Raw genomic sequence first — 12,564 nt, 5'->3', positions numbered from 1 at the left:
CCAGCGGTTTTGGCTAGTCCCCGCGGTCCTGAAAAGGAGCGGGAAAATGGGGCGACCGACGGGACTTGAACCCGCAACTTCCGGCATCACAAGCCGGCGCTCTAACCAATTGAACTACGGTCGCCGCGAAGACGGGTGCCCCTAGCGGGCACTGTAGCGGCGGTCAAGGCCGTCAGAAGCGTCCTTCGACCGAAAGTCGGTAACCGCCGGGCCCGGCGACGAAACCTGTCGCCGCCAGCCGCTGCGCCGCGGCGTCGTCGCTGGGCGCGAGGCGCAGTGCGGCGGAGTAGCGGCCATCGCCGGTCAGCCGCAGCTCGATCGCCTCGGTCCCGGCCTGGCTGGCGAGCGGCAGCAGCAAGGCGTTGCCATCGCAGCGGGCAACGCCCGTCAGCTCGGTCGGCAAAGCGATTCCCGCCGCTTCGCCCACCAGTCGTGCGCGCACCCGACCCTCGGCCTGTTCGCACACATCGTCGGCAAAGCGGATGCTCACGTCTTCCAGCGTCAGCGCGGTGACGGGCAGCGGCGCGAAGGCGTTGCCGGTTGGGAAGGTCGCGGTCATCCCCTCGATCCCGCGTAGATGGCGGCCCAGCACGAAGGCGCCATGCACCGTTCCTGCCTGATCCTCGACCGATACGCGCGCGCGCCCGATCAGCAGCGCGAAGGGCGACAGGCTGGCATCCAGCGTGCCCAGCGCGAGATCGCCGAAGCGTGCATCGACCAGCCGACCGTCCCACACGCTGCCGGTGACGCTGCGTGCGCTGAAACCCTGCTCGCCGACACCGGCCGCGCCCAGCACCAGCCGCATCGGGAGGAAGACGAGCAACGCCACGAGCATCATCGCACCGAACAGCGCCGCCGGCCCGGTCGTGAGTCTCAGCCGCCTCATGACGCGCGCGCCCGTGCGACGAAATCGACGCCGACGCTGCCGTCCGCATTGTCGCGCCACGCCGCCGATTCGATCAGGATGCCACTCGCCTCCAGCCCGGCGAACCAGCGGGCCAGCGCCGCCGGCCGGGCCGCGGTGATGGTCGCATGCACCCGGCCCGCGCCCGATTCGTCGACGGTGGCGAGCGCGAAGCCCGCCGCCTCGGCACGCCGCCGCACCGTGTCGGCGAGGCTGCCCTCGATCGGCGTGCGTCGCCCGGCGCTGCGGATCAGGTCGACCGCATTCTGCGTGCTGCCCAGCCGGACGACCGCATCGGCGTACCGCTCGCGCGCGCTCGACAGGCCGTCACGGACGGGCAGGATGATCCCGCCCCACAGGATGGTGACGACCAGCAGCGCGAGCATGACGAGGATCAGCCGGCGTTCGCGTAAGGATCGGCCGGCGAACCAGCTGCGGATGCCGCTCATGGCCGCGTCACCGTCATCTCGCCCGTCACCCTTCCGTTGGCCGACTGGAACGTACCGGCGGTGACGGTAAAGCCCGCCGCCTCCAGCGCGCGCTTGAGGTCGGTCGGCAGCGATTCGCGCGCCGCACCGACGCCGATGCGCAAGGCACCGTTCGACTGGAAATCGAGGCTGGTCAGCTCCGTGCCCGGCGTGGCGCGGACCGCGGCATAGACCGCGGCCACGGTCCGGCTGAAGCCCAGGCCGGGACCGCGCACGGCCGACAGGCGCTCGGCGAGCTGGCGGTCGACGTCGGTCACCGTCTCACCGCGCGGCAGGCCGGTTCGCGCCAGCGCTTCGGTCCGCGCGTCGATCGCATCCGCGCCGAAACTGTATTTGCCGATCCGCACCAGATCGATTGCCAGCGTCAGCGCGAGGATGCCGGCCCCCATGACGGCGAGACGCCGCATCAGCGGCCAGTCGATCCCGATCCGGCGCCGACGCGCGAACGGCCCCTGCCGCAGGTCGAGCGGCGGCGTCGCGGCGGCGGTGGCGACCACCGGATCGAGCGCGCTGCGCGGCAGCGTCTCGATCGGCGCATCCCCCACGACGAGGTCGGTCAGCCGCGCTTCGTCGGCAAAGCCGGAGGTGCGGCCGCGCACCAGCGCCGCTCCGCCGACCGTGGCGCGAAGATAGCCCTCCTCCGGGCGCGGCAGCAGCAGCGGCGCCGGCACCATAGCGGCCGGGTCGATCCCGAGGGCCGCAAGGTCCGCCAGCCAGGCCGCCATCACCGCGCTGCCCACCACGGCAATCGGCCGCTCGCCATTCCCCTCTTCCGCGTTGCCGACCGCCACGTGGAGTTCGTGGATCGGCGTCGCGCTCGCCTCGGCGACCAGCAGGCGCGCGGCAGCGACGCTCTGTGCGGGCGAGCGGGCGGGCAGGTCCGCCCAGTGCAGCGTCACGTCCTGCGCGGGCGCGACCGCGACGATGCGCTCCTCAGGGACAGCAGACAGCCCCTCGCCTTCGGCGATTTCGCCGTCTTCGGCAAGGCGCAGCCAGCGATAGGGGGCATCGCCCGCGGGCAGGAAGAGCAGCGTCGTCATGATTCGTCGCCCCATTGCCGTGCCACGAGCCGCGCGGGAAGACGGCTTGCGTCGATCAGCGCCCTTTCCTGCAATCGGGCGGACCCGGTACTGACGTCGATCGCCAGCGCGAACCACGTCGTTTTCACCCCCAGCCCGCCCCCGCCCTCCGGCGCGGCGCCGTTGCCGGCGAGGTTCAGGAACGTGCTGGCGTCGCGAAAGCCGTCGGGCGGCCGGCGCAGGATCATGCCGCGAGCAGCCTCGACGGAGAGCGTGCCGGGGAAGAGCATCGCGACCAGCGGGGCCTGTTCGGGCGTCAGTGTGTTGATGTTGATCGTCGCCGGCTCCGCCTTGGGCAAGGTACAGATCCAGGGCCGCAACTTCGCGTAGATATCGGGCGTCACGCCATCCACCGCGCGCAGCTCGCTGGGATCGGCCATCAGCGTGCCCGCGGTGCGATAGGGCACGCTGCGGGCGAGATAGACGGGGTCCTCGGCGCCATTGCCCTGCTGGTCGCCGTCGCTGTCGATCCAGTCGGCGGTGGCGGCGGCGATATGGTCGGCCGCCTGGCTGGGCACGCCGATCGCCTGCATCAGCCGGACGAACTGCAACCTTTGCGCGAAATTCTGCGATGAGGTGTACAGGTTGGGCGCAAGCCTGCTGACCAAACCGTTGAGGTTAAAGCAATTGCCGCCATCGCGAACCCGCGCGACGGCAAGCCCGCCGCCGGGCAACGGCAGGCCGAACGGCCGCCCGCTCCAGCCGCCCGCGAGCGTCACGCGATCCGGCGCATCGCCCAGCATCGTCGTGATCCGCGACGTCGCCAGCGCCTCCGCCGCGCGCGCAAAGCCGCGCGCCTGCTCGCCAGCCAGCGCATTGCCGGCGAGCCGGGTCGTCAGCCGCAGCCGTTCCAGCGCGGCCCCCGCCAGCACCGCGATGATCGCGACGAGCAGCAGGACGGTGAGCAGCGCGGCGCCGCGCTCGCGCTCAGGTGGCACCGGGCGTTCCCGTCGGACTTGGCTGGGGCCCGGGCTGCGCACCCGCCTGGGCGGGGGCATAGCCCGACCCGACCAGCAGCATCAGCCGCAATGCGCTGCCGTCGGTGCGCCGGATCGTCAACTCCGCCGCCTGCGGCAACGGCGCGCCCTGCGTGCCATCCCAGCGATCGCTCCAAGCGCCCTTGTAGCGATAACGCGCGCCGACCCCGACGACCTTGCCCAGCAGCGCGACCGCGGGCAGCGGCGCCGCGCCATCGATCATCGGATAGGCAACGCGCTCCAGCGTGCCGTCGACGACGCGATAGGCGACCTTCTGCGCGCTCGCCCGCGGGGCATCGTCGACATTGGTCCAGCCTGCACGCACGAACGCCAGCCGGCCGTCGCTCTCGCCGGTGAAGGCCGGGCGCGGCGTGCCCGCCTCGTCCCGCGCAGGCCGGTCGATCGCCTGCCCCAGATCGCCCGCGATGAGCGCGGCGGTGCGGTTGAGCGCCGCGATATCGTCGAACCGCGAGCCGGTGGCGGTCTGCGCGCGGACGCTGAAGGTCAGGATCGCGACGCCAGCCGCCGCGATCAGGCCGAAGATGAGCAGGGCCACGAGGACTTCGACGAGGGTGAAGCCCGCCTGCTGATGACGGTGACATCGCCCCACTACCACCGTCACCCCGGACTTGGTCCGGGGTCCACCGGGTTGCACGGGGACGGCAAGTTCCTCCAGCCATCCCCCTCGCCGCGGAGTGGACCCCGGAACGAGACCGGGGTGACGAAGATGACCGGGCCAGCGCATCACGATACGTCCGGCGGCCGGATCGCCGTCGTCCGCCCGACCACCTGCCCCGCGCGATTGCGCACCGCGACGTCGATCCGCACGATGCTGGCATTGCCCGTCGGCACGACCTGCCGCACCCAATTCCAGGTGCCCCCGGCGTTCACCTCGCTGCCGCTCGTGCGCCCCACCACCGGTGGTCGCGCCTCGCTGACCGCTTCGTTGGCGACGTTGCGCGCGACGATCCCCGCCACCAGACTGTCGTCCAGCACACGCGCGCCGCGGATCGTCGCCGTCTCCAGCCGCAGCAAGGCCAGTACCGCCAAGCTGAACACCGCCAGCGCGACCATGATCTCGATGAGGGTGAAGCCCCCCTCCTGCCGGTCGCCGGCGCGGCCCATCAGCTCGCCACCCGCACGCTGCCGTCCGCGTCCATATCGATCACCGCGCGCGCCCCGCTGCGGGTCAGGGTCACCTGTGCGGGCCGGTCGGCGAGGCCGGTGGGATCGTAGACGATCCGCAGCCGCCCGTTGGCGTCGCCGATCGCGGCGTCCGTGCCCGCGCTCCAGCGCTCGACCCGCAGCGGCGTGTCCGCCACCGCGACCCATTGCCCCGCAATCCGCCGGTCGAAGCCATAGCCGCCCGCCGTCACCCACAGGCTGACGGGCCTCGCTTCGACGATCGCCGCATCATGCGCCGCCCGCGCGCGCACCGCGAAGCGCGCCGCCTCATCCGCCACCCGGCCCCGCGGATCGGGCATGTTCCACACCGCCACGGCCGCCGCCAGCCCGATGATGGTCACGACCACCATCAGCTCGATCAGCGTGAAGCCCTGTTGGGCGTTACGCCGGACACGGCGCAATCGCGTGGCCGAGGGGCGGCGGCGCGGCACGTTATTGCCAGCTGGTGATGTCGGCGTTGGCGCCCTCGCCGCCTTCCTTGCCGTCCGCACCCAGGCTCCAGACATCGGCCTCGCCATGCTGGCCGGGCGAAGCGTAGAGATACGGCCGGCCCCAAGGATCGTTGGGCAGCTTCTTGATATAGCCGCCCTTCTGATATTCGGCGGCATTCACGCCGCTCGGCGCGGTGACGAGCGCCTGCAGGCCCTGCGACGTCGTCGGATAGCCGTTCATCTGCAGGCGATACATTTCCAAAGCGCCCTCGATCGTGCTGATGTCGGCCTTCGCCTTGGTGATCTTGCCCTTGTCGCCCGCGGGCAGGACGTTGAACGTGACGATCGCGGCAAGGAGGCCGATGATGACGATCACGACCATCAGTTCGACGAGGGTGAAGCCCTCCTCCCGACGGTGACGCTTATGAGGCTGTTTACGCATGATGATCCTTACTGGCCTGCCAGCGTGTTGAGCTGGAGGATGGGGAGCAGGATGGATAGCACGATCGTCGCGACGATGCCGCCCATCAGCACGATGATCGCGGGTTCGAGGAGCGACAGCGCGGTCGCGGTGAAGCGGTCGAACTCACGCTCGAGGTAATCGGCGGCGCGTTCGAGCATCTCGTCGAGCCGCCCCGCCGCTTCGCCACTGGCCGCGAGATAGGTGAGCAGCGGCGGGAAGACGTTCGCGCGCCGCATCGCCGCCGACAGGCTGCCGCCCGAACGGATCGCCTCGACGATCTCGTCGGACGCGACGCGCAGGCGACGGTTGTGGATCGTGCTCGCCGTCAGCGTCAGCCCCTCCAGCAACGGCAGCCGGCTCGCGACCATCGTCGACAGCGTCCGCGCCATACGCGCGGCATGCAGGTCGCGCAGCAGGCGGCCCAGCAACGGCAGGCGCAGCAGCCCCGTATCGAACGACAGCCGGATCGCGGGATCGCGCAACGCATAGGCGCCGCCCACCCCGATCAGGCCGAGCACCAGCGCCAGCACCCACCAATAGCCGACCAGTATGTCGGACAGGGCGATGACGACGCGGGTCAGCAACGGCAACTCCTGCCCCACGGTATCGAATTGTTCGACGACCTGCGGCACCACGAACATCATCAGCGCGGTGACGACGCCCAGTGCCACCACGGCCAGGATCGTCGGATAGGCGAGTGCGGTGATCAGCTTGCCGCGGATTTCCGCCTGCCGTTCGAGCAGCGCCGCCAGCCGATCGAGGATCGTCGGCAGGCTTCCGGAACTCTCGCCCGCCGCCACCATCGCGCGGTACAGCGGAGGGAAGCTTTTAGGCGCGCGCGCCATCGAATCGGCCAGCCGCCGCCCCTCGACCACGCCGGCATGGACCTGCGATACGATCCCGCGCACGCTTTCCTGCTCGGTCTGGCGCGTGATGGTACGCAGCGATTCCTCCAGCGGCGAGACGCGGTTGAGCGTCGCGAGCTGGCGCGTGAAGAGCGTCAGCTGCTTGTTGCTCATCTTCTTGGCGCCCAGCCGGATGCCAAACAGCGGCCGGCTCTGCGCCACCGGCGGCGCACCGGGATCGAGTCGCACGACGAACAGCTTGCGTCGATCGAGCTGCGCCCGCGCCGCGTCCGCGTCCGCCGCCGCAATATGCCCGCGCTGCTCCTGTCCGCGCGTGTCGATGGCGAGATAGTCGAAGTCAGCCATGGCGAGCCGCCCTCACCCTTCGCCGCCTTCGGCGGCTCTTCCCTCTCCCAGCGGGAGAGGGAGGAAGCGGCGCAGCCGCGGACGGGTGAGGGTCGTCACGCCTCCACCTCATCCACCACATCCGTCGCATCGCGCCGGCTGACCCGAATCGCCTCCTCGGGCGTCGTCAGCCCACGCCGCACCAGCGCCTCCGCCGCCTGCGCCAGCGTCGGGCTGCGTGCAAAGGCATGCGCGGCGATCGCGGTCTCATCCGCGCCATCGTTGATGAAGCGCCGGATCGTATCGTCGACGCGCACTGCCTCGAACACGCCGATCCGCCCCTTGAAGCCGCTGTGGTTGCACTCCGCGCAGCCCACCGCCTCATACACCGTCGCCTCGGGCTCGATCCCGAGCAGGCCCGCCACGCCGCTCCCCTGCACCGGCCGCCGGCACGCCGGGCACAGCCGCCGCACCAGCCGCTGCGCGATCACCGCGCGCAGGGTCGAGGCCAGCAGGAACGGCTCCACCTTCATGTCGCGCATGCGGGTGATCGCGCCGATCGCGTCGTTGGTGTGGACGGTCGACAGCACGAGGTGGCCGGTCAGCGAGGCTTGCACCGCGATCTCCGCGGTCTCGCGATCGCGGATTTCGCCGACCATCACCACGTCCGGATCCTGACGCAGGATCGCGCGCAGCCCCGCGGCGAAGGTCAGCCCGACCTTCGGATTGACCTGCGTCTGCCCGACGCCCTCGACGGCATATTCGACCGGGTCCTCGACCGTCAGGATGTTGCGGCTGCCATCGTTGAGCAGCCGCAGCGCACCGTACAGCGAGGTCGTCTTGCCGGAGCCGGTCGGCCCGGTGACGAGGATGATCCCGTTGGGCTCGGCTAAAGCGCCGCGTAGCAGCGCGTACATCCGCTCGTCCATGCCGAGCGCATCGAGGTCGATGCCCGCATTGTCCTTATCGAGGATACGCAGCACCACCCGCTCGCCCGCGCGGCTGGGTAATGTCGAGACGCGGACGTCGAGCAATTTACCGCCCAAGGTCAGCCCCATGCGCCCATCCTGCGGCACGCGGCGCTCGGCGATATCGAGGCGCGCCATCACCTTGACGCGGCTGACGACGACGGGGGCCACGTGCGGCGGCATGCGCAGCGTCTCGCGCAGTACGCCGTCGATGCGCATGCGGACGATCAGCCCCGTCTCGTACGGCTCGATGTGGATATCGCTGACGCCGTTGCGCGCGGCATCGGCGATGATGCCGTTGATGAGGCGGATCGCGGGCGCATCGTCGGCGGTGTCGAGCAGGTCCTCCGCGGTCGGCAGCCCTTCGGCGAGGCTGTCGAGTTCATCGCCCATGCCGACCGCGGCGAGCGCATTCGCCTGCCCGTCCATGGCGTAGCTGTCGGACAGCAAACGATCGAAGGCGGGCGCCTCGACGATGACGACATCGAACGGCCGGGCGAGGTAGCGGCGGACCTCCAGCAGCGCACGCGGGTCCGCGCCGGTGCGCAGCGCCACGGTCAGGTGCGCGTCCGCCTCGGTATGCTGGACGACGACGCCGAACCGCCTCGCGAACGCATAGGGGATGGCCAGCATCGGCAGCGGATCGAGCGGCAACGGCGGCGTCGGCTCGACGACGGGCGCGACATCCGGGTCGGCCAGCGCGGCGGGTTCGTCGATTTCGGAGCCGGGGCGGATGATCGTCACGATGCCATGCCCTCCCTCGTCATTCCCGCGAAGGCGGGAGTCCGGACGCGCAGGTCTGGCGAAGGAGCCGAAAGCGTAGCCTGTCTGAATTCCCGCCTCCGCGGGAATGACGGATGTGGGAAGCCCTCAGCCCCCCCCTCCGTCATCCCGGCGCACGCCGGGATCCATGGACGCGCGACGCGCATGGCGCGCGCTCCAACAGCCACCACCGCAACCATGGATCCCGGCGTGCGCCGGGATGACGGAGAGGCGAAAAGCTCCGTCACAGGTCCCTCGGCCGGATAACCCTGGTCGTATTGTGCTGCACCGGCACCGCGACGCGCGGGTCCTCGATATTCCCCGGCACCGGCGCGGACGGGATCGGCGGCGCGGCGCCCATATAGTCGCGCACAAGCTGGTCGATCGACGGCTCCTCGCCCGGCGCCTGCAAGCCCTGTTGCAGCCGCAGATAACCGTAGCGCTGCTCGGCGACCCTCCGCGCATCCGCCGCCGATCGCAGGATCGTCGGGCGGATGAAGATCATCAGGTTCGTCTTATTGCGCGATTTCGCTTTGGACTTGAACAGATTGCCCAGCACCGGAATGTCGCCGAGCAACGGAATCTTCTCGATCGTCCGCCGTTCCTCGTCGCTCAGCAGCCCGCCCATCACCGCGATCTGGCCTTCATCGACGGTCAGCACCGTCTCGATCTCGCGCTTGTTGAGGATCAGGTCGCTATTGTCGTTCGACACCGGCCCGGCGATCGAGCTGACCTCGAGCCGCAGGTTCAGCTTCACCGTGCCGCTGGAATTGACCTGCGGCCGCGCGGTCAGCTCGATGCCGACATTCTCGCGCTGCGTGGTGCGGAAGGTATTGTCGAAATTGTTCGACAGCGCCTGGCCGGTGGTGATCGGGATTTCCTGCCCGACCAGGCTGTGCGCTTCCTGGTTGTCGAGCGTGACGAGGTGCGGCACCTGCAACAGGTTCGACGTCGTGTCGCTCTTCACCGCGTTGATGATCGCGCCGAAGATGAAGTCGCCGACCTTGCCGCCGAACCCGCCGAACCCGCCCGACGATCCGATGATCGAGCTGATCGCGCTCTGCGTCAGCTGATCCGAGGCATTGTTCGTCGTCACCGTCGTCGTCACGCCATTGGCGATCGTCGTGGTGGTGTTGCGCCCCAGCTCGCGCGCGCCGATCGCGCCGGCGATCTGCAAGATATTGGGCGCACTGTTCGAGAAGGTCGAGGCGGCGAACGCCCCGCCCGACGGATTGGCGAGGATGAACTGCGCGCCCAAGCGGTTGACCGTCGCGTCGGAGACTTCGGCGACGATCCCCTCGATCAGCACCTGCTCGCGCCGCGTATCGAGCTGGCGCACCACGTCCGACAGCTGGCGCTGGATATCCGCGGGCGCGGCGATGACGATCGCATTGGCGCCCTGAAAGCGCGTGACGACCGCGGCGGTGCGGCCGCCCTGCGTGGTGATCGCCGGCTGGCCGGTGGCGCCGCCGCCGCCGCTGCTCTGCTGCACCGGGGCGCTGGCGGCCGGCGGGCGCTGCACCGCCGCCGCGCTACCGGTGTTGGTGCCGAACCCCGTCTGCGTGCGCGACAGCGGCGTCTCCTGCACCGCATCGGGCGCCTGCCCCACCAGTTGCTGGAGGACCGGCAGCAGCTGCGCCGCATCGGCATTCTCCAGGAAGACGACGCGGATTTCGGTGCCGTTCTTCGCCTTCTGGTCGAGATCCTGCGCCACCGACACCAGCCGCGCGACGCTGGAGGGATCGCCGCGGATGATGACCGAATTGCTGCTGTCGACCGCCGTCACGCTGGTGCCGACGCCGCCCGGTACGCCCTGACCGCCCTGCGCCCCGCCGCTGAGGCCCTGCAACGCCGCCGCAATCTCCTTGGCGGACGCGTTTTTCAGCGCAACGACGCGGGTCGAGGCATTGTCGCTGTCCACCCGGCGCAGCACTTCGCGGATACGCCGGATGTTGTCGGCGAAGTCGACGATGACGAGGCTGTTCGACCCGCGGTTGGCGCTGACCGAGCCTTGCGCACTCACCAGCGGGCGTACGGTATCGATCGCCTGCTGCGCATCGACCGATCGCAGCCGCACGATTTCGGTTACGAAGCTGTTGCGCGCCGCGCCGCCCAGGCCGATGCGGCTCGGCTGGGACGCGGCATTGTCGATCGGCTGGATGCGGAACGCGCCATTGCCGGTGGGCACCGCGACCAGACCGTTCGCCCGCAGCGTCGACAGGAACGTCTCGAAATATTCGGACTTGGACAGCGGCCGGTCGGTGACGACGGTCACCTTGCCGTTGACGCGCGAATCGATGATGAACGTGCGCCCGGTCACCCGCGCGGCATCGGCGATGAACGCGCGGATATCGGCGTCGCGCACGTTCAGCGTCGTCTGCGCCATCGCCTGGATCGGCAGGCCGAGCGCCGCGGTCGACAGCAGCAGCGCGGGATAGAACGTCTTCATGGTCATTGCGGAGCGATCGTAAGGGCGAGCGCGAGCGTCTGCTGGCCGCGTTCGACGGTGATGGGAAGCGATCCGCCGCCGGCGAAATCGGCGGCGATGCGATCGAGGTCCTGCGGGCCGCTCACCGGCCGCCCGCCGATCGCGGTGACGACATCGCCTTCGCGCAGGCCCGCGGTGCGGAACAGCGTGCCCGACCCTTGCGGCCGAACGACCAGGCCGGAGATGCGACCGCCATCGATGCGCGGGATGAAGCCGATTTCATTGCGGATCTGGCTCGCCTTGATCGCCGGTGCGGCGTCCGTCACGGGCGGGGCGATCGGGGCACCGGCCGGCGCGGCAGGGATCGCCGCAGGCGCGCCCGCGCCCGGCGCATCCGACTGGACCAGATACAGGTCCTCGGCCGTGCCACCGCGATCGATCGTGATATGATCGAACGACACCGACTTCAGCCGGACGCCGGGCAGGATGTCTTCGCCGACCGCGACGCTCTTCTGCACATTGTCCGGCCCCGCGACGATCGCCGAACCGCGGCCCGACGCTTCGTCGACGCGGATACCGAACAGGTTGAGCTGCAGCGACGTGACGGTGGCCTGGGCCGGCGCGCGCGTGCCCAGCCGAAAGAATGGATCGAAACCGGCCAGCACGTCATACGGCCGCCCCGGCACCGCGACCTCCGCCGGGCGCCAATCGCCCAGCGGCGCGATCGGCGTGACGATCGTCCAGAACAATCGTGCCGACTGAATCGCGAGACCGCCGATCAGCACCAGCTCGGCAAGCGAGTAGACGTTCACGACGGGCAGCCGGCGCAGGATGCGCCGCGTGCGCGCGTCGAATCTCAAGCGCATGATGTCGTCCCGTCCCGCGTGCCTCGGCCTACGCATGCCATGTTACGCTTGTGCGTCAATGGGGTGCTATGCGCCTCACCCTCTTTTCGGCGCCCCCTTCCCGGCATGTCGTGGCCGGTGATATGACCCTTGCCATGACCGATATGACCCTGCTCGGCAATGGGCTCGAAGGCCAGGCGATCGCGCGCCGCATCCTGTCGCAGCCCGGCGTGCAGAAAGTGCCCAGCCCGAAGCTCGACCTGTTCCTGCTCCGCGACTTCCTCGACGCCGACACCTGCGCCGCGTTGATCGACCAGATCGACGCGGTGCGCCGCCCGTCGACGATCGCCGACCCCAATGGCGACGCCGCGTTCCGCACCAGCGAGACGGGCGACCTGTTTGCGGGCGATCCGCTGGTGCAGGCGGTCGAGGCGCGCTTCACCGCCTGCACCGGCCTTCACCCCGCGCATGGCGAGCCGTTGCAGGGGCAACGCTATGCGGTGGGGCAGGAATTCAAGGGACATACCGACTATTTCGAACCCGATGGCGCGGACTATGACCGCTATTGCTCGGTCGCGGGCAACCGGACGTGGACGCTGATGGTCTATCTCAACGCGCCCGAAGCAGGCGGCGCGACCCGGTTCAAGGCAGTCGACAAGATCGTCCAGCCCGAAACCGGCAAGCTCGTCGCCTGGAACAACCGCCGCCCGGACGGGACTCTCAACCCTGCGACCTTGCATCAGGGGATGAAGGTACGCGCGGGGACGAAGTACGTCATCACGAAATGGTATCGCGAGCGGGTGTGGGGGTAGCGCTTTCCCCGCTCCCTCCCGTCACCCCGGAC

At 69.8% G+C, this 12,564-nt stretch carries 13 protein-coding genes and 1 tRNA gene; 1 reads left to right on the top strand and 13 read right to left on the bottom strand.

The features are described from left to right. Positions 1-47: 47 nt before the first annotated feature. The 13 genes from ACP690_RS06960 to ACP690_RS06900 all read right to left on the bottom strand — a co-directional run bounded on the left by ACP690_RS06960 (position 48) and on the right by ACP690_RS06900 (position 11,741). A tRNA-His gene (locus ACP690_RS06960) sits at positions 48-124 on the bottom strand. Positions 125-172: 48 nt separating this feature from the next. Next, positions 173-886, bottom strand: coding sequence for a type II secretion system protein N (gspN, locus tag ACP690_RS06955; RefSeq protein ID WP_043059791.1), 714 nt, complete (start codon positions 884-886; stop codon positions 173-175). Continuing rightward, entirely contained in the window at positions 883-1,353 is a 471-nt protein-coding gene (gene gspM / locus ACP690_RS06950) for a type II secretion system protein GspM (protein WP_043059792.1), read from the bottom strand. The genes gspN and gspM overlap by 4 nt, the downstream gene beginning before the upstream one ends. Further along, the gene (gspL, locus tag ACP690_RS06945; protein ID WP_426260593.1) at positions 1,350-2,432 is read right to left on the bottom strand and encodes a type II secretion system protein GspL; all 1,083 of its coding nucleotides are present in this window, start codon (positions 2,430-2,432) and stop codon (positions 1,350-1,352) included. The genes gspM and gspL overlap by 4 nt, the downstream gene beginning before the upstream one ends. After that, entirely contained in the window at positions 2,429-3,409 is a 981-nt protein-coding gene (gene gspK, locus ACP690_RS06940; protein WP_426260592.1) for a type II secretion system minor pseudopilin GspK, read from the bottom strand. Before gspK ends, gspL begins: the two co-directional genes overlap by 4 nt. Next, positions 3,399-4,058 carry a type II secretion system minor pseudopilin GspJ gene (gene gspJ / locus ACP690_RS06935; RefSeq protein ID WP_426260591.1) on the bottom strand — a complete coding sequence of 220 codons (660 nt, stop codon included), beginning with the start codon at positions 4,056-4,058 and terminating at the stop codon, positions 3,399-3,401. The genes gspK and gspJ overlap by 11 nt, the downstream gene beginning before the upstream one ends. A gap of 134 nt (positions 4,059-4,192) precedes the next feature. Next, positions 4,193-4,573, bottom strand: coding sequence for a type II secretion system minor pseudopilin GspI (gspI, locus tag ACP690_RS06930; RefSeq protein WP_426260590.1), 381 nt, complete (start codon positions 4,571-4,573; stop codon positions 4,193-4,195). Continuing rightward, positions 4,573-5,064 (bottom strand): GspH/FimT family pseudopilin, encoded by a 492-nt coding sequence (locus tag ACP690_RS06925; protein WP_426260589.1) that lies wholly within the window; start codon positions 5,062-5,064, stop codon positions 4,573-4,575. Before ACP690_RS06925 ends, gspI begins: the two co-directional genes overlap by 1 nt. A 1-nt stretch (position 5,065) precedes the next feature. Then, positions 5,066-5,506: a type II secretion system major pseudopilin GspG gene (gene gspG, locus ACP690_RS06920; RefSeq protein ID WP_043059797.1), complete on the bottom strand. Its 441-nt coding sequence runs from the start codon at positions 5,504-5,506 to the stop codon at positions 5,066-5,068. An 8-nt stretch (positions 5,507-5,514) separates the two neighbouring features. Next, complete coding sequence (gspF, locus tag ACP690_RS06915) at positions 5,515-6,738, bottom strand: type II secretion system inner membrane protein GspF (protein WP_426260588.1); 1,224 nt, start codon at positions 6,736-6,738, stop codon at positions 5,515-5,517. A 95-nt stretch (positions 6,739-6,833) separates the two neighbouring features. Further along, a complete protein-coding gene (locus ACP690_RS06910) occupies positions 6,834-8,384 on the bottom strand; it encodes a GspE/PulE family protein (protein WP_426260706.1) in 1,551 nt (516 codons plus the stop codon). A 307-nt stretch (positions 8,385-8,691) separates the two neighbouring features. After that, entirely contained in the window at positions 8,692-10,902 is a 2,211-nt protein-coding gene (gene gspD, locus ACP690_RS06905) for a type II secretion system secretin GspD (protein ID WP_426260587.1), read from the bottom strand. Beyond that, positions 10,899-11,741 (bottom strand): type II secretion system protein N, encoded by an 843-nt coding sequence (locus ACP690_RS06900; protein ID WP_426260586.1) that lies wholly within the window; start codon positions 11,739-11,741, stop codon positions 10,899-10,901. Before ACP690_RS06900 ends, gspD begins: the two co-directional genes overlap by 4 nt. Before the next feature lie 134 nt (positions 11,742-11,875). On the opposite strand from ACP690_RS06900, the gene ACP690_RS06895 reads away from it, so the two are divergent. After that, positions 11,876-12,532 carry a prolyl hydroxylase family protein gene (locus tag ACP690_RS06895; RefSeq protein WP_426260585.1) on the top strand — a complete coding sequence of 219 codons (657 nt, stop codon included), beginning with the start codon at positions 11,876-11,878 and terminating at the stop codon, positions 12,530-12,532. Positions 12,533-12,564: the final 32 nt, after the last annotated feature.

This window comes from Sphingomonas sp. DC4900, assembly GCF_049896485.1.
GTDB lineage: Bacteria > Pseudomonadota > Alphaproteobacteria > Sphingomonadales > Sphingomonadaceae > Sphingomonas > Sphingomonas aquatilis.
Note: the sequence above shows the minus strand (reverse complement) of the source record. Positions and strands in the feature narration are given on the sequence as shown.